Here is a 24289-nt window from a genome sequence, read left to right on the forward strand (position 1 = left end):
TTGCCATGCGTTGGGTGTGTATTCTTTTTCCGCAATTGGCGCTGGACGCGGTGCTGCGTCAGCGTCCCGATCCAGAGCAGCCCCTGGCGTTATTGACCGGCCCGGCGCAGCGTCGGGTGCTGCAGGCAGTCAATGCACCGGCTCGCGCGCTGGGCTTGCGTCCAGGCCAGTCGATGACCGCTGCGCAAGCGCTGAGCAAAGGTTTTGTCACGGCTGAATATGACAGTGCCGAGATCGAACACTGGCAGCAGTTTCTGGCCGCCTGGGCCTATCGCTTCAGTTCCCAAGTCAGCGTGCACTACCCGCGAGCGGTGGTGTTTGAAATCGAATCGAGCCTGGGCCTGTTTGGTGACTGGTTGCAATTCGAAGCGCGATTGCGCAACGAGCTCGGCGAGCTGGGCTTTCGTCACCGGATCGTTGCGGCGCCCAACCCGGCAGCGGCGCGGATCCTTGCCAACGTTTATGACGGTCTGGTGGTACCCGACAATAGCGCTTTGCACCAGTATGTCGGGCAATTGCCCGTTGACCGCATCGGCCTGGAGGCAAGCGTAGCCACCGCACTGACACGTATGGGCTTGCGCACGCTGAATCAGGTACAGGTATTACCCCGACAAAGTCTGGCCCGGCGTTTTGAAGTGCATGTGCTCAAACACCTGGACACGTTGCTCGGAGCACGACGACTCGCGCTTTCATTCTATTTACCGCCAGATCGTTTTGACGTGCGCATCGAACTCAATTTCGATGTGCAATCACATCAGGCTTTGCTGTTTCCCTTGCGCCGCCTGACCGGTGATTTAGCGGCGTTTCTCTGTGGCCGCGACAGCGGTGTGCAGCGCTTTGATCTGCACCTTGAACATGCCGGGCTGGCGGACACTGTGATCAAAGTCGGCCTGCTCAGCGCCGAGCGCGATCCGGCCATTCTCTTCGAGCTGGCTCGAGGGCGACTCGAACAGGTTCAAGTCGCTGCTCCGGTACGCGGTTTTCGCCTGCGTGCCGAGGATCTGCCGACCTTCGTTCCGCAACATCAGGAGCTGTTCGATGATCGCCCGCAACAATCCTTGCCATGGGAACAACTGCGCGAACGCTTGCGTGCTCGATTGGGTGATGAGGCGGTGCAAGGTTTACGCTTTCAGGCCGACCATCGCCCGGAGTGCGCTTGGCAGGCGCGGGTCGACAATCAGCGCAATGAAAGGCTGCCGGGTGTTCAGCGTCCGGGATGGTTATTGACCGAACCCCAGGCCCTTCACGAACCTTCCACGCGCATTCTCATGGGCCCTGAGCGGATCGAGTCAGGCTGGTGGGATGGCGGCGATATACGTCGCGATTACTACCTGATCGAAACCCGTACTGGTCAACAGGGGTGGGCTTATCGTGCAGTAGGTGAGAATGGCCCGTTGTGGTTGCAGGGCTGGTTCGCATGAATCTCGAATATGCCGAGTTGCATTGTCTGTCGAACTTCAGTTTCCAACGGGGGGCTTCCAGCGCGCTGGAACTCTTTCAAGGGGCCAAAAAGCAGGGCTATCAAGCTCTGGCGATCACCGACGAATGCACCCTGGCCGGCATCGTCCGCGCCTGGCAAGCGGCCAAATCCGTAGAATTGCCGCTGATCATTGGCAGCGAGGTGAGGATCGAAAATGGCCCGAAACTGGTGTTGCTGGTGGAGGATCTTCAGGGTTATCAGAGCCTGTGCCGACTGATCACCCAGGCGCGGCGACGTACGCAGAAGGGCCAGTATCAGCTGCTGCGTGATGATTTCAATCAATCAATGGCGGGGCTGCTGGCGTTATGGGTGCCGGATGCACTCGATGCTGTCGAGCAGGGCCAGTGGCTAAGGCAGGTGTTCGCCGAACGTCTCTGGCTGGCGGTCCAACTGCATCGCGGTCAGGACGATCTACAGCGGCTAAACGGGTTACTGATGCTGGCCAAGCAATTGCAAATCCCGGCCGTGGCCACTGGCGACGTGCACATGCACTGTCGGGGACGGCGCGCCCTGCAGGACACCATGACCGCAATTCGTCATCACTTGCCGGTGGCCGAGGCCGGGATGCGCCTGCATCCCAATGGGGAGCGGCATTTGCGTGGCCTCGACGGGTTGCAATCGATCTATCCGCAAGCCTTGCTCGACGAGACAATGATCATCGCCCGGCGGTGCACGTTCGATCTCGGCCAGTTGCGTTATCACTACCCACGCGAACTGGTGCCAGAAGGCCAGACCGCCACGTCCTGGCTGAGGATTCTCACTGAACAGGGAATGCAGTGGCGCTGGCCCAATGGAGCAAAAACCGAGGTGCTGAGCCAGATCGACAAGGAGCTGGAGCTGATCGCCGAACTGGGCTACGAAAGCTACTTCCTGACGGTACATGACATTGTGCGTTTTGCCCGTGAACAGCACATTCTCTGCCAGGGCCGGGGTTCGGCTGCCAACTCGGCGGTGTGTTTCGCCCTGGGCATCACTGAAATAGATCCTGACCGCACCACGCTGTTGTTTGAGCGCTTTCTCTCCAAAGAGCGCAACGAGCCGCCTGACATCGATGTCGATTTTGAACACGAGCGTCGCGAGGAAGTCCTGCAGTACGTATTCCAGCGCTATGGCCGAACCCGCGCAGCGCTGACAGCGGTGGTCAGCACCTACCACGCGGCGGGCGCCGTGCGGGATGTCGCCAAAGCCTTGGGTCTGCCGCCCGACCAGATCAACGCTCTGGCCGATTGCTGTGGTCACTGGAGCGATGAAACGCCTCCGGTAGAGCGCTTGCGCGAAGCTGGTTTCGATCCCGAAAGCCCGGTGTTACGCCGGGTTCTAAGCCTGACCGGGCAACTGATCGGCTTTCCTCGGCACCTTTCTCAGCACCCCGGCGGTTTCGTGATTTCTGAACAGCCTCTGGACACACTGGTACCGGTGGAGAACGCGGCGATGGCAGATCGCACCATCATCCAATGGGATAAGGACGATCTGGATGCCGTGGGCTTGCTCAAGGTCGATATTCTCGCCCTCGGCATGCTCAGCGCGATTCGCCGATGTTTCGACCTGCTGCGCCGGCACCGTGACCTTGACCTTAGCCTGGCGACAATTCCGGCCGAGGACGCCGCAACTTATGAAATGATCACCCGGGCCGACACAGTCGGAGTGTTCCAGATCGAGTCGCGGGCGCAGATGTCGATGTTGCCGCGGCTCAAACCCAAGACCTTTTATGATCTGGTTATCGAAGTGGCCATCGTTCGGCCAGGGCCGATCCAGGGCGGGATGGTTCATCCTTATCTGCGCCGTAGAAATGGTCAGGAAGCCGAAACCTATCCTTCCCCGCAACTGGAAAAAGTACTCAAGCGCACCCTTGGCGTACCGTTGTTTCAAGAGCAGGTGATGCAGATTGCAATTGTCGCGGCCGATTACAGCCCTGGCGAGGCCGATCAGCTTCGTCGCTCGATGGCAGCCTGGAAACGCCACGGCGGGCTAGAGCCGCACAAGCTGCGCCTGGCCGCAGGGATGAAGAAAAACGGTTATACGCCGGAGTTTGCCGCTTTGATTTTCGAACAGATCAAAGGCTTTGGCAGCTACGGGTTTCCTGAATCCCACGCCGCCAGTTTTGCCTTGCTCACCTACGCCAGTTGCTGGCTGAAATGTCACGAACCGGCGGCTTTCGCTTGCGCGCTGATCAACAGCTGGCCGATGGGTTTTTACAGCCCGGACCAGATTCTGCAGGACGCGCGTCGGCATCATTTGCAGATCCGTGCGGTAGATGTGCGAGCCAGTGACTGGGATTGCAGCCTCGAGAAAATCATGGGGGCGCAACCGGCCATTCGCATGGGGTTGCGAATGATCAAAGGCTTTCGCGAGGACGATGCCCGACGCATTGAAGCCGCCAGGTCGCAAGGGGCGTTCATTAACATTGCCGACCTCGGCGAACGGGCGCGACTGGATGCTCGCGCCCAGGCGCAGCTCGCCGATGCCGGTGCGTTGCGCGGGCTGGCCGGTGATCGGCATCAGGCTCGCTGGGAAGTAGCTGGCGTGCAGCAGCAGCTCGGCTTGTTCAGCGGTCTGCCAAGTCAGGAAGAGCCCGCTGTCTACTTGCCCAAACCCACGGTGGCGGAGGACTTGCTGGCTGATTACAACAGTGTCGGCACCACGCTCGGCCCCCATCCGCTGGCGTTGTTGCGCAATGAATTGCAAGCCAGGCGTTGCCGCAGCTCCAAAGAGCTGCTGGAAGTCGAACATGGCCGACCGGTAAGCATTGCCGGGCTGGTGACCGGTCGACAGCGACCGGGGACAGCTAGTGGCGTGACGTTCGTTACCCTTGAAGACGAATTCGGCAACGTCAACGTCATCGTTTGGCGCGATCTCGCCGAGCGCCACCGAAAGGTGCTGGTTGGCTCGCAATTGCTCAAGGTCGATGGCCGCTGGGAAAGCGAGGGCAATGTCCGGCATTTGATTGCCGGGCGCTTGAGCGACCTGACGCCGCTGCTCGATGGCATCAGCGTGCGTAGCCGGGATTTCCATTAATGCCCTGTGGTTGAGCGCCTGGTACGGGCGGCATCCCGGTTGCCAAACCTGCCACCTGGTGCTCAGCTATAACTCTATGAAACCATTGGCAACCTCAATGCTCGAAACAAACGGACGGGCGTCGATGGCATAAGGTTAATATCGCGCCTGACAGCCACTAACAGGACACTGAGCCAGTCAATGCAGTTTCTATCCAACAACCACGGGTGTGCGGGCTGGAATGGTGAAATGGCCGAACGCATCTGCGCGTTCGACTGGAGCCTGACCGAGCTTGGCGATATCAATCTCTGGCCGAAAAGTCTTTGCTGCGCAGTGCAAATGTTGCTCGCTTCGCCTTTGCCCATGGTGATGCTCTGGGGGCGTGCCGGTTACATGATCTACAACGACGCCTACTCGGAGTTTGCCGGAGGCCGTCATCCGTATCTACTCGGTTCTCCGGTAGAACTGGGCTGGCCGGAAGTCGCCGAATTCAATCGCCATGTCGTTGATACCTGTCTGGCAGGCGGAACGCTGTCTTTTCGCAACAAAGAGCTGGTGTTGCTGCGCGACGGCATTCCCGAAGACGTCTGGATGGATCTCTATTACAGCCCTGTTGCCGATGACGAAGGGATTCCTGCGGGAGTTCTGGCGATGGTGGTCGAGACTACCGAGTATGTGATCTCCGAAAAGCGCCGGCGCGAAGCTGAAGATGCTTATCGGGCAGATAATGAACGGGTGCGGCTGGCACTTAATGCCGGTGCATTGCTGGGATCGTTTGTCTGGGACATCCAGGGCAATACCCTTTCCGGCGACGAACGTTTTGCCCGGACCTTTTCATTCCCTGCCACCGGCAACCTGGCTGATCTGTCCCCCGAGATCGCACAGGCGCAAATCCATCCGGATGACCGTCGCTGGGTCCAGGAACATGTCGATCAATCCATCGCCAGTGGCGCGCCTTTCAACGCCGAATACCGTGTGCTGCGACCGGATGGCACCTACCTGTGGGTTCTGGCCAGCGGCTGCTGCGAGTTCAATGAGCAGGGCATACCATTCCGCTTTCCTGGTGTGTTGATCGATATTCATGAGCGTAAAACTGCCGAAGAGTCGTTGCTGCGGTTCACGCGTAACCTGGAGCAGCGGGTTGCCGACGAAGTGAAAGCGCGACTGGACGCGGAGGAACAACTGCGTCAGTCGCAAAAGCTTGAAGCCATCGGCGGACTCACCGGCGGAGTGGCTCACGATTTCAATAATCTGCTGCAAGTCATTGCCGGTAATCTGCATCTGCTCGCGCGGCATGAGCCGGACAACGCCAATGTGCAGCGTCGGGTCAGTGCATCGATTGCAGCGGTCGAGCGCGGCGCGAAACTGTCCTCTCAACTGCTTGCCTTTGCCCGTCGGCAGCCGCTGACGCCGGCGGTGTGCAATCCCCGGCAAATCTTCGATGACCTCGGCGAACTGCTGCAGCGCGCGCTGGGCGAAACGATCCTGATCAACATGAATGTACCCGAACATCCGTGGCGAATTTTCGTTGATCGCAATCAACTGGAAAATGCCATTCTCAACCTGGCGATCAACGCCCGGGACGCAATGAAAGGTGAGGGGGTGATTACCCTCGGTGCGGAGAATATCTGCCTCGATCACGAATTTTGCGCAGGCAAAGGCATTCTGGCCGGTGATTACGTGCGTGTAGAGGTGAAAGATTCGGGTGTTGGCATGTCGCCTCAAGTGCTCGCCCAGGCGTTCGAACCGTTTTTTACCACCAAGGCTGATGGTCAAGGCACGGGGCTGGGGTTGAGTATGGTGTTTGGTTTCGTCAAGCAAAGCGGTGGCCACATCGAAATGTCCAGCGAGGTGGGGCTGGGCACTCAGGTGCAGTTGTATTTTCCGCGAAGCCTGCGCCCGGTTCCCGACCCGACACAGCTCGAGGATTCACCGCGATGCGGTGGGCACGAGACCATTCTGGTAGTCGAAGACAACGAGGCGGTGCGCACCTCGGCGGTAGAACTGCTACTGGAGGAGGGCTATCAGATCCTGACCGCTGTGAATGGTGATGCTGCGATGCAACTGCTGCTGGAAGGCGTGTCGGTGGATTTGATTTTTACCGATGTGGTCATGCCGGGCCTGATCAAATGTTCTGAACTGGCCGCGTGGGCCAAGGTGCAAACACCGCCCGTTGCGGTACTGTTCACCTCGGGCCACACCCGCGACATTATCTCGCGCGATCATCAGCTCAGCCCCGACACCTGGCTGCTGAGCAAACCGTATGGCCCCGAGGCACTGCTGAGCATGATCCGCGATGTGCTGGGCGGCTGAGTTTTCACCGGCTGCCCTACAGGTAGGCTCCTGCAAGCAAAGTCCCGGGTAATTCATGAACCTTTTACTCAAGGCCCACCCATGACTTCCAAACGCACCTCGAATCCTCCATCCGGCATGGTCAGAGTGCGTGGCGCTCGGGAACACAACCTCAAGAACGTCGATGTCGACATTCCCCGCGATGCCCTGGTGGTGTTCACCGGTGTCTCCGGTTCGGGTAAGTCTTCACTGGCTTTCTCTACCCTCTATGCCGAAGCGCAGCGGCGTTATTTCGAGTCCGTCGCGCCATATGCGCGCCGCCTGATCGATCAGGTCGGCGTGCCCGACGTTGATTCCATTGAAGGTTTGCCGCCTGCCGTTGCATTGCAGCAGCAGCGAGGTACTCCCAGCACGCGGTCTTCGGTGGGCAGCGTGACCACCTTGTCCAGCCTGATTCGCATGCTGTATTCGCGCGCTGGCAGTTACCCGCCGGGCCAGCCGATGCTATACGCCGAGGATTTTTCCCCGAATACGCCGCAAGGTGCCTGCCCGCAATGTCACGGTCTGGGCCGGGTTTATGAAGTCACCGAAGCGTTGATGGTCCCCGACCCAGGCCTGACCATTCGCCAGCGCGCCGTCGCTTCGTGGCCTACGGCGTGGCAAGGGCAGAACCTGCGCGACATCCTTGTGACCCTGGGTTACGACGTCGATAAGCCCTGGCGCGAACTGCCGAAAAAACAGCGCGACTGGATTCTGTTCACTGAAGAAACTCCAACAGTGCCGGTGTATGCCGGGCTCACGCCGGAAGAAACCAAAGTCGCCCTTAAACGCAAGATGGAGCCAAGTTACCAGGGCACGTTCACCGGAGCACGGCGTTACATATTGCACACCTTCAGCCATTCTCAGAGTGCGCTGATGAAAAAGCGCGTTTCCCAGTTCATGCTCGGCAGCCCATGTCCGCTGTGCGATGGCAAACGGCTCAAGCGCGAAGCGCTGTCGGTGAAGTTCGCTGGCCTGGACATCGGTGAGTTGTCGCAGATGCCCTTGTTGCAAGTGGCCGAGGTACTCAGACCGGTCGCCGCAAAAAGTTATCTTGAGCAAGCTGAAGAGGCCGGCGAGGTATTGACCCATGATCAGACCCGCGAGGCGCGTGAGGAACGCGTGGCTCACGGCGCCAGTGCCCACGCCAACGCCCCTGACGTGCGTCACACGCCCAATCTGTCGGTGGAAAAACGCTTGGCGGCGCAACGCATCGCTGAGGATTTGCTGGAGCGGGTCAGCACGCTGACCGATCTGGGTCTTGGTTATCTTGCGCTGGAGCGCAGCACCCCGACCCTGTCTTCCGGCGAGTTGCAGCGGTTGCGCCTGGCAACCCAATTGGGTTCGCAGTTGTTCGGAGTGATTTATGTACTGGATGAACCGTCGGCCGGTCTGCATCCGGCGGACGGTGAGGCGCTGTTCGAAGCGCTGCTACGCTTGAAGGCTGCGGGCAATACCTTGTTTGTCGTCGAACATGACGTGGAAACCATGCGCCGCGCCGATTGGCTGATCGACGTCGGGCCAGCGGCCGGTGAGCACGGTGGGCGTATTCTGTATAGCGGGCCGCCGGCAGGATTGGCGCAGGTGGCAGACTCACAGACCCGTGCTTACCTGTTCGCCGATCAAGTCACGTCCCCGCGCGCAGCCCGCAAGCCCACCGGTTGGCTGCGACTGGAGGGCATCAGCCGCAATAATCTGAATAATCTCAGTGCCGAGTTTCCTTTGGGCTGTTTCACTTCGGTGACGGGTGTGTCGGGTTCCGGCAAGTCGAGTCTGGTCAGCCAGGCATTACTGGAGCTTGTCGGGGCGCACCTCGGACGTGCCAGCCGCGACAGCGAGACGGAGGAACCGAGCCTTGAAGACGAGGCACCGCAAGTCAGCGCAGGTCAGGTGACGGCCGGGCTGGAGTCGATCACGCGCCTGGTTCAGGTGGACCAGAAACCCATCGGTCGCACGCCGCGCTCGAATCTGGCGACCTACACCGGCCTGTTCGACAGCGTGCGCAAGTTGTACGCCGCCACGCCTGAGGCCCACGCCGAAGGGTACGACGCGGGGCAATTTTCGTTTAACGTTGCCAAGGGGCGCTGCCCGACCTGCGAAGGCGAGGGCTTTGTCAGCGTCGAATTGCTGTTCATGCCCAGCGTCTATGCACCGTGCCCGACGTGTCACGGTGCGCGCTACAACCCGCAAACCCTGGCGATCAGCTGGCAAGGATTGAATATCGCCCAGGTCTTGCAACTCACTGTAGATGAAGCCGTAGAGGTGTTCGCCGGGCAAGCGGGCATTCGCCGGTCTCTGGAAGTGCTGCGTGACATCGGCCTGGGCTATTTGCGTCTGGGCCAGCCGGCGACCGAGTTGTCCGGCGGCGAAGCCCAGCGCATCAAACTGGCGACCGAGCTGCAACGCAGTCAACGTGGAGCAACCCTGTATGTGCTGGATGAACCGACCACCGGATTGCACCCGCGTGATGTCGATCGCCTGCTCGAACAGTTGAATACGCTGGTGACGGCAGGGCATACGGTGATCGTCGTTGAACACGAAATGCGCGTGGTGGCGCAAAGTGATTGGGTGATCGATATCGGACCTGGGGCGGGAGATCAAGGTGGCCGGATTGTCGTTGCAGGTACACCGCAGAAAGTCGCCAAAACCAGAAAAAGCCGCACCGCCCCGTTTCTGGCAAGGACATTGGGACAGTAATTGCTCACACAATAACTGGACTGACATAGCTCCCCTAGGACCAAAGCGTGCTCTTAGGGGATTTGTGTGACCACACGAATACCGACCAACACACAACCTTGCAGAAGCCAGCCTCCTGGCGGTTCGGGCTATGCAGCGCCGTCGAGGGAGCGGCGGACTTTGTCCAGCAATTCGCTGATCTGAAAAGGCTTGATCAGCATGTCCATGCCGTCGCCCAGGAACACCTGGCGATTGACGGCGTTTTCCGCATAACCTGTCATGAACAGAATGGGCAGGCTCTCACGCCAGCCGCGAGCGATATCCGCCAGTTCACGTCCATTCATGCGAGGCAGGCCGACGTCGGTCAGCATCAGATCGATACTGGCGTCATTTTGCAGACGGTCGAGCGCGCTATCGATATCGCCAACCTGCGTACAACGGTAACCGGCATCCAGCAACACTTCTGTGACGAACATGCGCACCGACGCCATGTCTTCGACGATTAGCACATGCTCGCCCGAGCCCTGTGGATCGACCACCCCAGGCGTTTCCTCAACCGGGGTCGGATCGCCAGTGGCCGGGAGCATGATGGTCACTTCCGTACCCCGTCGGGCAACGCTGCGAATGTTTGCATCACCACCGGACTGTCGGGCGAACCCGTAAATGCTCGACAGCCCCAACCCGGTGCCCTGGCCCAGCGGCTTGGTGGTGAAGAACGGATCGAACACTTTATCGATAACGCTGTGTTCGATACCCGTGCCGTCATCGCGGACCGACAAGGCAACATAGGCGCCGTCCGCCAGCTTGAGGTCGCCGTGGGAGTACGCGGCATAGGTGGTGACCCAGATATTGCCGCCTTGCGGCAGCGCATCGCGGGCGTTGATTACAAGGTTAAGCACTGCACTTTCGAGCTGGATCGGATCGACCAGCGCGATGGCTGCCTTGGACGTCAATTCGAGCTTGAGCGCGATGTGTTCGCCAATTGTGCGTACCAGCAACTCTTCCAGCGAGCGAATGTGCTCGTTGATATCCACCGGGCGCGTATTGAGCGGTTGCTGGCGGGCGAATGCCAGCAGACGATGGGTTAGCGATGCAGCGCTCATGGCGGAATTCAGCGCCGCATCCGCGTAAAACTGAACTTTGTCAGTGCGCGAGTCGGCAATACGTTTCTGGATCAATTCCAGACTGGTGATAATGCCGGTCAACAGATTATTGAAATCGTGAGCGATGCCGCCGGTCAATTTGCCCAGCGCGTCCATTTTCTGCACTTGCAGCAATTGCGCTTCGGTGCGGACCCGCTCGGCGATCTCATGTTCAAGTTGCGACGTCGCATCATCTAGCCGGGCCAGGTGCGTGCGCTCACGGCGACGATGCTCGGTGACATCTTCGACAAATACCAGACTCAACTCAGGCGTGTGGTAGGGCGAGATCTGCCATTCGGTTTCGCGCAGTTCGCCGTCCACGTGCATGTTCAGCGTGCCTTTCCAGCGCTCGCCGGCCGTCAAGCGCAGACGCAGCTCATCGAGGATCGCGTCCTGTTGTTCGGCAAAACATTCGCGCAAGACCTGCGGGTCACGGTTGTCGTGAATGAGCTGAGCAAACGCATGGTTGCATTCGTGCACCTTGAAGTGGGCGTCGAGCACGGCAATAGGCGCCGACACGTTGACAAATATCTCGCGAAACCGCGCCTCACTTTCGCGCAATGCGTTTTCCGTATCGCGAACCCGCAGCAGCGTGCGTAAGGTCGCGAGCAGCACGTCCGGGTCGACGGGATGAATCAGGTAAGCGTCGGCCCCGGCGTTCAGGCCGGTGATGATGTCGCCGGTCTGGATAGATGCGGCCGACACATGAATGACCGGGAGCAGAGCGGTGGCCGTCTCCGAGCGCAGTTTGCGCACAATGTCGAAGCCGCTCATGTCCGGCAGATTGACATCGAGGATCAATGCGTCGAGCGCTTCGCTGTCGATCAGCGCGAGGCCTTCGCCACCGGTGCCGGCTTCCAGAACCGTGTAATCGTGGCGCTCCAGACGTCGGCGCAGCGCATAACGCGTGGCGACGTTGTCATCGACGATCAACAGGCGGATATCACGTTTCATCGGCGGATTCCGTTGCGATGGCCAGCGGGATGATCACAAAGAAGGTCGAGCCAACCCCCGGAGTGCTCTCGACCCCGACTTCGCCTCCGAGCAGCGCGGCAAAACGTTTGCACAAGGACAAGCCTAGCCCCGTACCGCGAAGACGCTTCTGCAAAGGCGAGTCGACCTGCGAAAAGTCCTCGAACAATGCACCATGCAGCTCGGGAGCGATACCAATTCCGGTATCGCTGACCGCAAAACGTACATGGCGCTCGCCTTCAAGCCGCGTGCTGACCCGTACTTCACCGCGCGTGGTGAACTTCAACGAGTTGGAAATGAAATTGCGCAAGATCTGTCCCAGCTTCTTGTCGTCGGTATAGAGACGCGGCAAGCCGATCGGCTCTTCGAAGATAAGGTCTACAGCGCTCGCATCGACGATTGGCCGGAACATGCCGCGCAGCGCGGCGAACAGATCGAACATGTCGAACCACGCCGGTGAAATACTGATGCGACCGGCTTCGATCTTCGCCAGGTCCAGCAGGTCGTCGACCATATCGCTGAGCTCGCGTGCGGCGGTACTGACGAAGGCGACCTGCTTGTGCTGCTCGACGCTCAAGGGACCGTCCAGCTCGTCGGTCAGCAGACTGGCGATGCTCAGAATCGACCCCAGCGGCGTGCGAAATTCGTGGCTCATGTACGACAGAAAGCGACTTTTCAGGTCCGAGGCCTGGCGCAACTCCTCGGCCTGATTGTCGAGTTCGGCATACAGGGCCAACACGCCCTGGTTGGTCTCATCGAGCTCTTCTCGCAGGGCCGTGGCCTCGCTCTGCAATCTGGCGATCAGCGCCGCCTGCTCGTCCGGCTGAGTCACAGGAACCTCAGGCATGACCGGCCTCCAGTGCAATGACGAGCACGGTGACGTCGTCCCGGCCGCGACAGAAGTCGCGATGCAGCAGTGTGGCGATTAGCGCGGGATGGCGGTGCACCAGGCCCGGATAGTCCTGCAGGTTCCAACGGGATTGAAGGCCGTCGCTGTACATGATCAATAGCTGTCCATTCACATTAGCGTAGTCAAAAGGTTGCGCTTTGCGGTACTGCCCGCCGACGATGCCTGGATGTGAGGCCATGCCGCGGGACTTGTCCGGGGCAATCAGACAAGCGCCAATGTTGCCGATGCCGACGAATCGCAACGCATCGTTGTCGCCATCGAATTGCGTGATGGCCAGTGCGCCACCACGGGTGCCAATCATGGCGTGATGGATGTCTTCAAGCAATAGCGTGGCCGACGTGAATGGCGCCAGGGCGAAAACTTCCTCGCCGGCACGGGCCGCACGTTCGGCCTCTTCGCCATGCCCCAGACCATCGATGACCAGCGCACTGATGCGCGCTCCATCGAAAGCCACGTGCCACACATCACCGCATGCAGGGTCGTCATGCAACGAATGCTGGCTCACTCCCATGCGTCGATCCGCAGTCTTGTCCTGCCGCGGATAGAACCGTGTCAGCAGTACAGTCCCGCGCGAATCGGCATAGACATCGAACACTTGCGCCTGCCGCGCCACGGCGCCAAGGCCAATGCCTTGGGTGCCACGGGTGGAGAATCCGTCGGTCAGGCACGCGTGCACATCAAAGCCTTTGCCGCGATCTACGGCGAGCATCTCAATGCCGTCGCCCGACGGCCGTGGCAGTACGCGCAAGTGCAATTCGCCACGCACGGCATGTTTGAGAATATTGCTCGCCAGCTCGGTGGCTACCAGGGCAACGCGCCCTGCGTCGATCGCATCGAAGCCGTGTTCTTCGGCGAGTTTTTGCGCGGTGCGTCGTGCGTGGCCGACCTGGCTGCTGTCCTCGATGGGCAACACCTGCGTCAGCGTACCGCCGATACTCATGTCCATCGGGTGATCGTTATGCGAGTGCCTTTGCCTGGTTCGGTTTCGAGTTCGAACTCTTCGACCAGCCGTCTGGCGCCCGTCAAGCCGAGGCCGAGACCGCCGCCGGAAGTCCAGCCGTCGGTCATCGCCAGTTTCAGATCCGGGATGCCGGGGCCTTCATCGCGAAAAACCATGCGCAAACCGGTGCGTCCGCCTTCCTCGAGAATCTGCCAGTCCATGTCGCCGCCACCGCCGTACACCATGGTGTTACGCGCCAGCTCGCTGACCGCTGTGACAAATTTGGTCAGGTCAATCAGGCGCATCCCGCATTCCTGCGCGAGCTTGCGGGCCAGCTGACGAGCGATCACAACGTCCTGTTCAATACCGATGGGATGAGTGCCGTCGCTGCGCACGTTCATAGGGCCTGCACCCGGTCTTGCAGCAGTTTCATGCCGCGCTCGACATTCAATGCCGTGCTGACGCCCGGCAATGTCATGCCCAACTCGACCAGCGTAATGGCAACAGCGGGCTGCATTCCGACTAATACGGTTTCTGCGTCCATGATTTTCGACAGACCGGAAATAGTGCCGATCATGCGGCCGATGAAGGAGTCGACCATGTCCAGCGCGGAGATATCGATCAGCACGCCGCGAGCCGAGGTACGGCTGATACGTTCGGACAGGTCATCCTGCAACGTCAGGGCCAACTGGTCATGCATGTCGACCTGAATGGTCACCAGCAGATAGTGACCCATCTGTAATATCGGAATTCGATCCATCGACTCAGCCCGCCTTGTTGACGGAGAGTCCCAGCCGGGTCAGGGCCAGTTTCAACGCGTCAGCCAGATTGGCCTTGGTCACCACGCCTTGCAGGTCCAGACCCAGGTGCACAATGGTTTGCGCGATCTGCGGACGCACACCGCTGATGATGCAATCGGCACCCATCAGGCGAATGGCGGTGACGGTTTTCAGCAAGTGCTGGGCAACCAGGGTATCCACTGTGGGCACGCCGGTGATATCGATAATGGCGATCTCGGAGCCGGTGTCGACGATCCGCTGCAACAGCGATTCCATGACCACTTGAGTACGTTGCGAGTCGAGGGTGCCGATCATTGGCAGGGCCAGCACGCCGTCCCACAGCTTGACCACAGGGGTCGACAGTTCCAGCAGCTCTTCCTGCTGACGCTTGATCACGGCTTCCCGGGATTTCTGGAAGGTGCGGATGGTGTGCATGCCCAGTGCATCGAGCAGTTCGGACACTTCCCAGAGTTGCTCGGCCAGCAGTGCAGGATTGTCCTGATAGTGGTTTTGCAGCAGTGCAAACAACGGGCCTTTCAGGGCGAAGATGAAGCTGGCGGTCTGCTGCGAATCCTGACCGAGCAGGGCGCGACTGTGGGACAGTTTTTCCAGGTATTGACGAATTTCATCCCAGCCTGGCGCCGCGACATTTTGGCCGTTGCCTTTTTCCAGACCGGAGATAATCAGTTGCAGAAACTCTGCAGTCTGCTGCTTCAGGTCATGCTCTTTAAGGTTGCGCGTGGCACCACTGGTCTCAAGGCCCCGCGACCATTCGGCGAGCAGTTGCGCCTGGCTGTTCTTCAGCGCGTCGAGTGTGGTGGTATGCAGTGCTGCCATGTGCGTTGACTCCTTGGAAAGTATGTGCCGGTTTTTAAACAGCAACCGGCTCCCATCAGTGACATTTGCGGTATCAAATAGTTGTTGGTGCGCAGGATAATTTATTTCGGGGAGGAAATACTCTAACGCGCACAATAATAGCTGCGCTCATTTGACGGTGATCAGGGAATCGATGGAACCCTGAGGGCATCCCGGCTTCGAAACATCAAGGCCGATTGTTTCAGCCGTGATCGGGCAGTAACGAATGAGGTGACCATGAACGACCAACCGACACCGCAAACGCGGGATCCCCAAGAATCGTCAAGTGAGCGCAACGACCCGGCCATTGACCCGCAATCCTCGGGTCAGCCCGGTGGGCAGACCCGGACGGAAGAGCCGCAGAGTGCTGATCCAGCAGTGGATCAGAAGAATGTACACGATGATAACGACAACGAATTCAGCCCGGGCTTTAAGCCAACTCCGGATCGCCCGGCGGCTGGTGAGGAGACCGATGCCGATATCGACACCGACGGCGGCTAGTCAAAACCTGCTCAAATAAAAAGGCCGCATCCAGGGATGCGGCCTTTTTTCTGGATGCAATTACTTGCTCGGGTGAGCAGCCTGCAGTTTTTTCGCGTGGTCCAGGTGCTTTTCCAAATCTGGCAGCATTTTCTGGGCAAACGCCTTCAGCTCGGTCGCACCTTTGGTTTTATCGTCCGTCACGGTATTTGCTTCTTTCTTGAACAACGCGATGGTTTCTTCGTGCGCCTTCACCTGATTATTGGCGTAGGCAGCATCGAACGACTCATCACGCAGCTCCAGCAGTTTCTCCTTGGCCTGTTTCACCAACGTGGTGGTATCCGGAACTTCAATGTCATTTTTCTTGGCAATGGCCGCCAACTCGTCATTCGCCTTGGAATGATCGGTAATCATCATGGTGGCGAATTCCTTGATATCAGCCGACGCACTTTTCTCCAGTGCAAGACGGCTGGTCTCGATTTCTGCGATTCCGCCAGCTGCTGCGTTGTCGACAAAGTCATTGTCCATAGCGGCGAACGCGGTGCCCATGCTGGTGCTCAGTGCTACAGCGATAGCGAGGTGACGCAGGTTGAATCGGTCCATTGGTCAATCTCCACACAGGTTTTTATAAGCGATCCAAATGATCGTTAATCAATGGAGCGCTACGCTGCGATAAAGGTTTTATCGGCGTTGTTCAGGGACGACGAACGGCACCGCTGGTCTGATTGGCAGTCGACAGAACCCTATAACGAAACCATTCTGAGGCTGGTGAACGCAATTCATCGCGTTTACCCCGATCAACCAGAGGAGGTGCTCCATGCCAGTGATCCACGATCTTTATCAGGATTTGAAAGTGTCCAGGGACGAGGTCCAGAAGATAAGCAGTAAGGATCGGTTACTGAATTCCCTGATCGAAAAATATTCGCAGGCCGACGCCGAAGTGGTAAAGGCAGAGGAGGCTAAATCCAGCGATGATGAGGTGAGGAAGCTCAAGGAAGCGCGCTTGCTGGTCAAGGACAAGATCGTTAAACAACTTGAGACCCACTCCTGACGCCGTATTCGCCACTGCCCGTCGGGGCGCGAATAATTTGAACGGTGTCCATTCCCGGCACCTCGAATGATCTGAGTCCGAATCAACGACCCAAGACGAGGTGCCTTATGACTGATCCAAAATTCCCCAGCGAAGAGCAGGGTGCATTTGACCCGATCCCAACCCATCCGGAACCGTTGAGCCCTGGGCGCACAACGATTAATCCCGAGGATGAACCGGGTATCGATGAACTGCCGAACAACGAAGGCGCGATCCCGATGGACCAGGACGATGGCACTGACATCGATCGAGACAGGATTCGTGAAGAGACCGATAACGCCGATCGTGACGACGTGATCAACCCTCGCTAACCCGAAACTTGAGCCCGATCCTGTAGCAGCTGGCGCAGCCTGCGTCCGATTCGCCCCGATCGCGCCCCGATCGCGGCAGAGCCGGACGCAGGCTGCGCCACCTGCTACAGGGGCTGGCGATTCAGTTCAATGCGTTGAAAGGCTTTTGCAGCGCTGTACTCAGCGGCAGTCTTGCCATGTGTGAAGCTTTCAGCGAGCCGAAATACAGCCAGTCGCCGTACTCTCGCACCGTGGTGATCGGCGAGTAATTTCCGTCACTGCCGTCCTGCAGATTGGCAATCACCTTGCCTTCAACATCGAGCCCCAGGACAAACGCGCGTTTCTCCACGGGTACGGGCAATACAGTCAGCGCGCGCACAATGATCTTGCGCAGCAACGGATGCTGCGCAGTGGCATCGAGCAGGGCATTGCGCGGCGAGTACAGCGCCACCCAGAAGCGGTCCTTGCCGTTGAATGAGAGGTTGTCCGGCAACCCCGGCAGGTTATCGATAAACACATCGTGAGTGCCCGCCTGTGGGCCGGTCAGCCAATAGCGAGTGATGCGATAGGCGCCGGTTTCGTTGACCAGCACAAAAGCTTCGTCCGGACCGAAGGCCACGCCGTTGGCAAATTCCAGTTTATCCAACAGCAGCTCGGTCTTGCCGGTCTGGAAGTCGTAGCGCAACAAACGACCATCGCCGCCGTGTTCGATAATCGCCTCGCCGTCATCGCCGTAACCAAAACGGCTGGACGCATCGCTGAAATACGCAAAGTGCCCGGAGTCGTCGATCACTACATCGTCGGTGAAGCCGAACGGCACGCCGTTGGCCTCCGTGCTCAAGGCAACCACCTGACCCTGAGAGTCCAGTGACAGCAGGCCCTTGATTGCGTCGGCTATCACCAGCAAACCGCTGGGGTGACGAGCCAGGCCCAGAGGCCTCCCTCCCGTATCGGCGAGTACGGTAGTGGTGTCGCCGTCGAGGCTGCTGCGCAACACGCGGCCGTCATGCAAGCCGGTGATCAGGACGTTCTCTTCCAGCAGCAGGGCTTCCGGGCCGTCGATGCTGGCGGCGCCTACGGACTCGATGTTTTTCAAATGCTCATTGTCGGCATAGGGCCCGCTGGTGAGCGAGGGCGCCGGCGCGGGTGACCACGCCACCGGTTGTACTTTGGTGGGCATCAGCAGGAGAAACGCGCCACCCGCTACCAGGATTGCCAACACGCCATGGCGAAACCTGAAGGGCCGGCTCACGTCAGAGCTCCCTTTGCTGCCAGGTATCGATGAGCCATCACCCGCAACGCCTCCATCGACGCAGCCGATTCGAGATCGATGCGCCCCTTGAGCAACAGCAGATTGGCAAAACGCAGCGCCAGACCGCTGAACTGATACTCCAGCGTGCGAATGAAACGGGTGCCATTGCCCTCGGCTGCACATTCGTAAATCAACTTGAGTGACAACCCGTTGTCGCCTGCGGCGCGAGCACTCCAGCGTCGGCCGGGCAAGTACTCATCAACCCTCCAGCGCAAATGCCCGTCGCGGCCACCCGCGCGAATGTCTTCCTCAAACCGCGCGCCGGCATGCAGGGCTCCGGCGGGACCGTCAATCTTTAGAGACGAAGGGTGCCACTCAGGCCAGCGGGTCACGGTACTGGCATAGGCGAGCACGTCAACCGGCTTGCCTTCGATTTCGATCTGATGCTGCATGCGGGTCATGGGCGTTCTCGTCAGAAGTCCCAGCAGATTAGCCGATCCAGCAAGTGGCGCGGACTTTACCTGAGTGACACAAACGCCATGATCCGGTGCAAATCGAGATCAGGTCAGCGGGTTCCAGCGCTGCGACCAGTCATCGTCGGACTTGATCACCTCGCGTAGCAGGTGAAAGGCTCGCTGCAAGGTTGCCGAGTCACGATCGCGGGAGTAGACGAGATAGGTGGGGTAACCGAATTCCGGAGCTTTCGGCACAAGCTCCAGCGCGCCGCTTTCAAGATAGCTCTGAACCACCCGCGTGCGAAAATAGCCGCTACCGCCGTTCTCCAGGATGTACTGCAGGGCCAGAGGACCGAGATTGAAGCTCAGTGAGGCTTTGGCTTTGTCCGGCAGTGCAGCATCGTGCTGACGCCGGAAGTCCGGACCCCAATCGATATAGACGTAGGGATCAGGTTTGCCGGCGAGACGCACCAGGATCAGCTTTTCTTCCAGTACCTGCTCGACTTGCAGGCGTGGCCAATATTCCGGCTGATACACCAGCGCTGCATCGAGCACGCCCAGTTCCAGTTGGCGCAGCAGGTTTTCGCCATCACGAATTTCCATCCGCAGGGCATGCCCGGGAATTTTCTCGCGCAACTCACCGGCCCAACTGAGCATCAGCGGATTGCACAAACTCACCTCGCCACCGATGTGCAGCACATCGTGATAACCCTCTGGCAACGGCAAATCCCGGCGTGCCGCTTCCCAGGTTTCCACCAGCTGATTGGCATACACCACAAACGCTTCGCCATTCGGGGTCAGGCGCGCGCCGGCACGGTTGCGCACAAACAGCGTGCTACCGAGCTGACTCTCGAGTTTTTGCACCCTTGCGGTGATCGCGGTCTGGGTGACATGGAGTTTCTCGGCGGCCGCGGCGAGGCTGCCGTGGCGAACGATTTCCAGAAAAGTGCGGGCGAGGTCGATGTCCATGGGGCAGCCGGTGCGAGAGGTGCGCCATTGTAATCGCATACGTACCGTGTAGCAGCTGGCGCAGCCTGCGTCAGGTTCTACCGCGATCGGGCCGCAATCAGGTCGCAATCTGACGCAGGCTGCGCCAGCTGCTGCATGGACTTGTCAGAATGCGAAACAGGAACAGCCGAATGCGCCCCAGAACGCGCGGAAATCACTCACCGGAGCTGACGACGATCGCGCCCGTTCATGGCTGTGCGCATGCACTGCACAGGCACCGACGCATTGATGCACTTGTGCGGTCAGCGGCGTGAGATTTTTCCAGTGCCCTGGCACCTTGGTCACGGGCGACCATTCAGGCACGACTGGAATCGCTGGTGGCCCGAGTTTTTCGAATTCGGCCGTGCCGTAAACGATTTTGCCATCGACGATGGTCAGTACCGACTCGATCCATTTCACCGCCTCGTCTTCGATGTGGAAATAGTCGGCTGAGAGCGCAATCAGGTCCGCCAGTTGACCGACCTTGAGCTGGCCTTTCTGGCCTTGTTCGGAGGAAAACCAGGCGCTGCCATGGGTAAACAGCTCCAGTGCCGTGTCGCGGCTCAACCCTTGCGGGTACAACTCAAGCCCACCGACCGTGCGGCCGCTGACCAGCCAATACAGCGACGTCCACGGGTTGTAACTGGACACCCGGGTAGCGTCAGTGCCGGCGCCGACGGGCACACCTTCGGCGAGCATGCGCGCAATCGGCGGCGTCTGTTCTGCGGCCTTGGCGCCATAACGGTCGACGAAATATTCGCCCTGAAACGCCATTCGGTCCTGGATAGCAATTCCGCCGCCCAGAGCCTTCACGCGCTCGATGTTCTGCGGTGTAATCGTTTCTGCGTGATCGAAAAACCAGGGCAATCCGTTAAACGGGATGTCGCAATTGACCTTCTCGAACACATCGAGCATGCGGCTGATGGATTCGTTGTACGTTGCGTGCAAACGGAACGGCCAACGCTGCTCGACAAGGTGGCGCACCACCGGCTCCAGATCCTGTTCCATGGTGGGCGGCAGGTCGGGCCGGGGTTCGAGAAAATCTTCGAAATCTGCCGCCGAGAACACCAGCATCTCACCAGCGCCGTTGTGCCGCAGAAAGTCGTCGCCCTGGCCGTACTGCGAAGTGCTGGTCCAGTTCTTGAAATCGGTCAACTCTTCCTTGGGTTTTTGTGTGAACAGGTTGTAGGCGATGCGCACCGTGAGTTGCTGATCCCGGGCCAGTTGCTGGATGACCTGATAATCGTCCGGATAATTCTGGTAACCGCCGCCGGCATCAATGGCGCTGGTGACGCCGAGCCGATTGAGTTCGCGCATGAACTGGCGAGTCGAGTTGACCTGGTACTCCAGCGGCAGTTTGGGCCCCTTGGCCAGTGTTGAGTACAGGATCATTGCATTGGGCCGGGCGATCAGCATGCCGGTCGGGTCGCCGTTGGCGTCGCGCTGAATCTCGCCGCCTGGCGGGTTCGGCGTGTCGCGGGTATAACCGACGACTTTCAGCGCCGCGCGGTTGAGCAGGGCGCGGTCGTAGAGGTGAAGAACGAAGACCGGTGTATCCGGTGCGGCTTTATTCAGTTCGTCCAGCGTTGGCAGGCGTTTCTCGGCGAACTGGAATTCGTTCCAGCCCCCGACCACCCGCACCCATTGCGGCGTCGGCGTGCGATCGGCCTGATCCCTGAGCATGCGCAACGCGTCGACCAGTGACGGTACGCCCTCCCAGCGCAGTTCCAGGTTGTAGTTCAGGCCGCCCCGGATCAGGTGCAAGTGCGAGTCGTTGAGGCCGGGAATCACCGTGCGGCCATGCAGATCGACGATTTGCGTGCCGGGCCCTTGCAGCGCCATGGCCTGAGCGTCGCTGCCGACCACAACGAAGCGTCCGTCCTTGATCGCCACGGCACTGGCCTGGGGTTTCTTGCGATCAACAGTGTGCAGGCGACCGTTGTAGAGAATGAGATCGGCGGGGACATCGGGCATGGTTTTACTCCCAGCGAACAGCGGGCTGATCCAGGCACCGACGGCGCCTGCCGAAAGACCTTGCAGGACACGGCGGCGGTTGAATCCATCGTGATCGTCAGGTGCGCTCATGGCAATGCACTCCGTTGAGTCGTTCCAATATGAGGGATGGAATGCCGATGACAGACGCCTGCGGCCAAAGGAAATATAGACCGCAAAATCGCAGTGGGCCTTTTTCGCAACCTTGAAACGACGAATCCCGCCTCAAGGGGCGGGATTCGTTTGTAGCCAGACCTGCGCCCGGTAGAGGGCGCGAGGGGCTTACGCCGGGAACAGCTCGGACAATTTCATTGCCAGCATCATGTCGCCTTCAGCGCGCAATTTGCCGCCCATGAACGCTTGCATGCCATCGGTTTCGCCGCTGACGATGCCTTCCAGGGTTTCGCCGTCCATCACCAGAGTGACCTGTGCGTCCGGATTCTCGCCTTCCTGCAGCTCGCAGGTGCTGTCCTTGACGATCAGCGAGAAGTTTTTGGTGTCGTCGATGCGGAAACCGAACACCAGGTCCAGACCGGCAGCGGCCGCTGGGTTGAACTTGGCTTTCATTGCTTGTACAGCGTCAGCTACGGAGGTCATGGTTCGATCCTTTTCTTTGGGAATACAGCTGGGTGATACAGCCAGGGTCACAGTAGTCCGGCCTCAGCGAAACGTGATGAGGTCCGGGGCCTTCAGCAGTTGCAGGTGCGCAAAACTGTTGAAGGAAGCCAGGGACACCTCGCGACCCCGAAATTTCAGTTGGTTGAGCGAGGTGTTGACGATTTGCCAGTTCAGCCCAAAAGCCTGTTTGGCAGGCATTTGCGTGATGAGGTGGAGCAGGGCAGTGATAGTGCCGCCGGACGTGAACACAGCGATCTTCTGCGTATTGTCGGCCTGCTCGAGGATACGGTGAAGGCCGCCCTGAACCCGCTCGACAAACCCCAGCCAGCTTTCAAGGCCGGGGGTGTCATACGTACCGGCGAGCCAGCGTTCGATGATCAAGGCGAAGATCCGCTGGAACTCGGCGCGGTTCTGCGCGGCGTTGCGCAAGATGTCCAGGGCTTCAGGTTCATCGTCCAGCATGGCCGGCAGCAGCGCGCGGATCACCGCGTCGGCATCGAATTCGTTGAAGGCGGGATCGGTTTCGAGGGGCGGCACCGGCAGGCCGACGGCGGCATATTGTTCCAGGGCGCTGGCAGCTGTGTGTTGCTGACGACGCAGGTCGCCGGCCACGCAACGATCCAGGCTGACGCCAATGCCTGCGAGGTGCTGGCCAAGGATTTCTGCCTGGCGAATACCGGTCGGCGACAGAACGTCATAGTCGTCTGCACCAAAGGAGGCCTGGCCATGTCGAATCAGATAGATGCTGCCCACGTCCGCGTCATCCCGGTACGTTGAAGGTTTGGCGAGGTTATGAGGATGGCGGTGAGCTGTCAATGAAAAAACATACGCTTGTTTGAAATGCTCGTTACAGCCTTGTTGCCAGAGGTTTCCCGGCTGGTCGGGGACGCGGCGCATGGGTATGCTGACGTCATCCCGCGCAGTGTGTATTGCGCATTGTAGTGAAGGAGTCCCTGTGGAGTTTTTGTCCGAGTACGCCATCTTCCTTGCGAAGACGGTGACATTGGTGATTGCCATTCTGGTGGTGCTGGCCAGTTTTGCCGCGTTGCGCAGCAAAGGCCGGCGCAAATCCAGTGGCCAGTTGCAGGTCAGCAAGCTCAATGATTTCTACAAAGGGTTGCGCGAGCGCCTGGAGCAGACCTTGCTCGACAAGGACCAGTTGAAGGCGCTGCGCAAATCCGAAGTCAAATCCGAGAAAAAACACAAGAAGAAGCCCGACGCCAAAGCCAAGACGCGAGTGTTCGTCCTGGATTTTGACGGTGACATCAAGGCTTCGGCCACTGAAAGCCTGCGTCACGAAATCACCGCACTGCTGACGCTGGCCACGCCGAAGGACGAAGTCGTTCTGCGTCTGGAAAGCGGCGGCGGCATGGTGCACAGCTATGGTCTGGCATCGTCGCAACTGGCGCGCATTCGTGACGCTGGCGTCCCGCTAACCGTGTGCATCGACAAGGTCGCGGCCAGCGGCGGCTACATGATGGCGTGCATCGGCGAGAAGATCATCAGTGCTCCATTTGCGATTCTTGGCTCGATCGGCGTGGTGGCGCAGCTGCCGAACGTCAATCGCCTGCTCAAGAAGCACGACATCGACTTCGAAGTGCTGACCGCCGGCGAGTACAAGCGCACGTTGACCGTATTTGGCGAAAACACCGAGAAGGGGCGTGAGAAGTTCCAGGAAGACCTGGACGTCACCCACGAACTGTTCAAGAACTTCGTCGCACGTTATCGCCCGCAACTGGCCATTGATGAAGTCGCCACCGGTGAGATCTGGCTGGGCATTGCGGCGTTGAACCGGCAGTTGGTGGATGAACTCAAGACCAGTGACGAATACCTGGCCGAGCGAGCTAAGACTGCCGAGCTGTATCACTTGCACTATGCCGAACGCAAAAGCTTGCAAGAGCGTATCGGCATGGCGGCCAGCGGTTCAGTTGATCGCGTGCTGCTGACCTGGTGGAGCCGCTTGACGCAGCAGCGCTTCTGGTAAGTGCTTCCAGCCAGATATGAAAAAGCCCTGAACCGGATGTCCGGTTCAGGGCTTTTTTTGGG

20 protein-coding genes and 1 pseudogene are annotated in these 24289 nt (G+C 59.3%); 8 read left to right on the top strand and 13 right to left on the bottom strand.

From position 1 onward, the window contains the following. Nucleotides 1–5: 5 nt before the first annotated feature. The 4 genes from F8N12_RS05115 to F8N12_RS05130 all read left to right on the top strand — a co-directional run bounded on the left by F8N12_RS05115 (nucleotide 6) and on the right by F8N12_RS05130 (nucleotide 9502). Nucleotides 6–1421 carry a Y-family DNA polymerase gene (locus F8N12_RS05115; protein ID WP_150579471.1) on the top strand — a complete coding sequence of 472 codons (1416 nt, stop codon included), beginning with the start codon at nucleotides 6–8 and terminating at the stop codon, nucleotides 1419–1421. Further along, a complete protein-coding gene (locus F8N12_RS05120) occupies nucleotides 1397–4495 on the top strand; it encodes an error-prone DNA polymerase (RefSeq protein ID WP_412072129.1) in 3099 nt (1032 codons plus the stop codon). The genes F8N12_RS05115 and F8N12_RS05120 overlap by 25 nt, the downstream gene beginning before the upstream one ends. 180 nt (nucleotides 4496–4675) lie before the next feature. Next, entirely contained in the window at nucleotides 4676–6787 is a 2112-nt protein-coding gene (locus F8N12_RS05125; RefSeq protein ID WP_150579473.1) for a PAS domain-containing sensor histidine kinase, read from the top strand. An 81-nt stretch (nucleotides 6788–6868) separates the two neighbouring features. After that, a complete protein-coding gene (locus tag F8N12_RS05130; protein ID WP_150579474.1) occupies nucleotides 6869–9502 on the top strand; it encodes an excinuclease ABC subunit UvrA in 2634 nt (877 codons plus the stop codon). A gap of 128 nt (nucleotides 9503–9630) precedes the next feature. Here the strand turns inward: F8N12_RS05130 and F8N12_RS05135 are convergent, their stop codons facing one another. The 6 genes from F8N12_RS05135 to F8N12_RS05160 are packed head-to-tail and all read right to left on the bottom strand — an operon-like array spanning nucleotide 9631 to nucleotide 15061. Then, complete coding sequence (locus F8N12_RS05135; RefSeq protein ID WP_150579475.1) at nucleotides 9631–11577, bottom strand: response regulator; 1947 nt, start codon at nucleotides 11575–11577, stop codon at nucleotides 9631–9633. Continuing rightward, complete coding sequence (locus tag F8N12_RS05140; protein ID WP_150579476.1) at nucleotides 11567–12442, bottom strand: sensor histidine kinase; 876 nt, start codon at nucleotides 12440–12442, stop codon at nucleotides 11567–11569. Before F8N12_RS05140 ends, F8N12_RS05135 begins: the two co-directional genes overlap by 11 nt. Beyond that, nucleotides 12435–13445, bottom strand: a complete 1011-nt coding sequence (locus F8N12_RS05145) for an ATP-binding protein (RefSeq protein ID WP_150579507.1) — start codon at nucleotides 13443–13445, stop codon at nucleotides 12435–12437. The genes F8N12_RS05140 and F8N12_RS05145 overlap by 8 nt, the downstream gene beginning before the upstream one ends. Beyond that, nucleotides 13442–13846: an anti-sigma regulatory factor gene (locus tag F8N12_RS05150; protein ID WP_150579477.1), complete on the bottom strand. Its 405-nt coding sequence runs from the start codon at nucleotides 13844–13846 to the stop codon at nucleotides 13442–13444. The genes F8N12_RS05145 and F8N12_RS05150 overlap by 4 nt, the downstream gene beginning before the upstream one ends. Then, nucleotides 13843–14205: an STAS domain-containing protein gene (locus tag F8N12_RS05155; RefSeq protein ID WP_150579478.1), complete on the bottom strand. Its 363-nt coding sequence runs from the start codon at nucleotides 14203–14205 to the stop codon at nucleotides 13843–13845. Before F8N12_RS05155 ends, F8N12_RS05150 begins: the two co-directional genes overlap by 4 nt. Before the next feature lie 4 nt (nucleotides 14206–14209). Further along, a complete protein-coding gene (locus tag F8N12_RS05160) occupies nucleotides 14210–15061 on the bottom strand; it encodes an STAS domain-containing protein (RefSeq protein WP_150579479.1) in 852 nt (283 codons plus the stop codon). Nucleotides 15062–15316: 255 nt separating this feature from the next. Here F8N12_RS05160 and F8N12_RS05165 point away from each other — a divergent pair, with 255 nt between their 5' ends. Beyond that, nucleotides 15317–15580, top strand: coding sequence for a hypothetical protein (locus F8N12_RS05165; RefSeq protein WP_150579480.1), 264 nt, complete (start codon nucleotides 15317–15319; stop codon nucleotides 15578–15580). Between the two features lie 60 nt (nucleotides 15581–15640). Here the strand turns inward: F8N12_RS05165 and F8N12_RS05170 are convergent, their stop codons facing one another. Beyond that, complete coding sequence (locus tag F8N12_RS05170; protein WP_150579481.1) at nucleotides 15641–16162, bottom strand: DUF4142 domain-containing protein; 522 nt, start codon at nucleotides 16160–16162, stop codon at nucleotides 15641–15643. A gap of 214 nt (nucleotides 16163–16376) precedes the next feature. Between F8N12_RS05170 and F8N12_RS05175 the strand changes: the two genes are divergently transcribed. After that, nucleotides 16377–16610: a DUF465 domain-containing protein gene (locus F8N12_RS05175; protein WP_150579482.1), complete on the top strand. Its 234-nt coding sequence runs from the start codon at nucleotides 16377–16379 to the stop codon at nucleotides 16608–16610. 107 nt (nucleotides 16611–16717) lie between these two features. After that, entirely contained in the window at nucleotides 16718–16960 is a 243-nt protein-coding gene (locus F8N12_RS05180) for a hypothetical protein (RefSeq protein WP_150579483.1), read from the top strand. A gap of 121 nt (nucleotides 16961–17081) precedes the next feature. On the opposite strand, the gene F8N12_RS05185 is transcribed toward F8N12_RS05180, so the two are convergent. The 6 genes and pseudogenes from F8N12_RS05185 to F8N12_RS05210 form a co-directional block, all read right to left on the bottom strand. Further along, entirely contained in the window at nucleotides 17082–18191 is a 1110-nt protein-coding gene (locus F8N12_RS05185; RefSeq protein WP_150579484.1) for an SMP-30/gluconolactonase/LRE family protein, read from the bottom strand. After that, nucleotides 18188–18664, bottom strand: a pseudogene (locus F8N12_RS05190) (SRPBCC family protein); the annotation flags it as partial. The gene F8N12_RS05185 and the pseudogene F8N12_RS05190, both read right to left, overlap by 4 nt. An 87-nt stretch (nucleotides 18665–18751) precedes the next feature. Next, nucleotides 18752–19615, bottom strand: a complete 864-nt coding sequence (locus F8N12_RS05195; RefSeq protein ID WP_150579485.1) for a LysR family transcriptional regulator — start codon at nucleotides 19613–19615, stop codon at nucleotides 18752–18754. A gap of 144 nt (nucleotides 19616–19759) precedes the next feature. Then, nucleotides 19760–21607 (bottom strand): amidohydrolase, encoded by a 1848-nt coding sequence (locus F8N12_RS05200; RefSeq protein WP_191623114.1) that lies wholly within the window; start codon nucleotides 21605–21607, stop codon nucleotides 19760–19762. A 300-nt stretch (nucleotides 21608–21907) separates the two neighbouring features. After that, a complete protein-coding gene (locus F8N12_RS05205) occupies nucleotides 21908–22222 on the bottom strand; it encodes an SCP2 sterol-binding domain-containing protein (protein WP_008154977.1) in 315 nt (104 codons plus the stop codon). Nucleotides 22223–22285: 63 nt separating this feature from the next. Beyond that, nucleotides 22286–22996 (bottom strand): histidine phosphatase family protein, encoded by a 711-nt coding sequence (locus tag F8N12_RS05210; RefSeq protein WP_150579508.1) that lies wholly within the window; start codon nucleotides 22994–22996, stop codon nucleotides 22286–22288. A gap of 202 nt (nucleotides 22997–23198) precedes the next feature. Between F8N12_RS05210 and sohB the strand changes: the two genes are divergently transcribed. Continuing rightward, nucleotides 23199–24227: a protease SohB gene (sohB, locus tag F8N12_RS05215; RefSeq protein WP_150579487.1), complete on the top strand. Its 1029-nt coding sequence runs from the start codon at nucleotides 23199–23201 to the stop codon at nucleotides 24225–24227. Nucleotides 24228–24289 lie beyond the last annotated feature (62 nt).

The organism is Pseudomonas fluorescens (genome assembly GCF_902497625.1).
Classification (GTDB): domain Bacteria; phylum Pseudomonadota; class Gammaproteobacteria; order Pseudomonadales; family Pseudomonadaceae; genus Aquipseudomonas; species Aquipseudomonas fluorescens_BQ.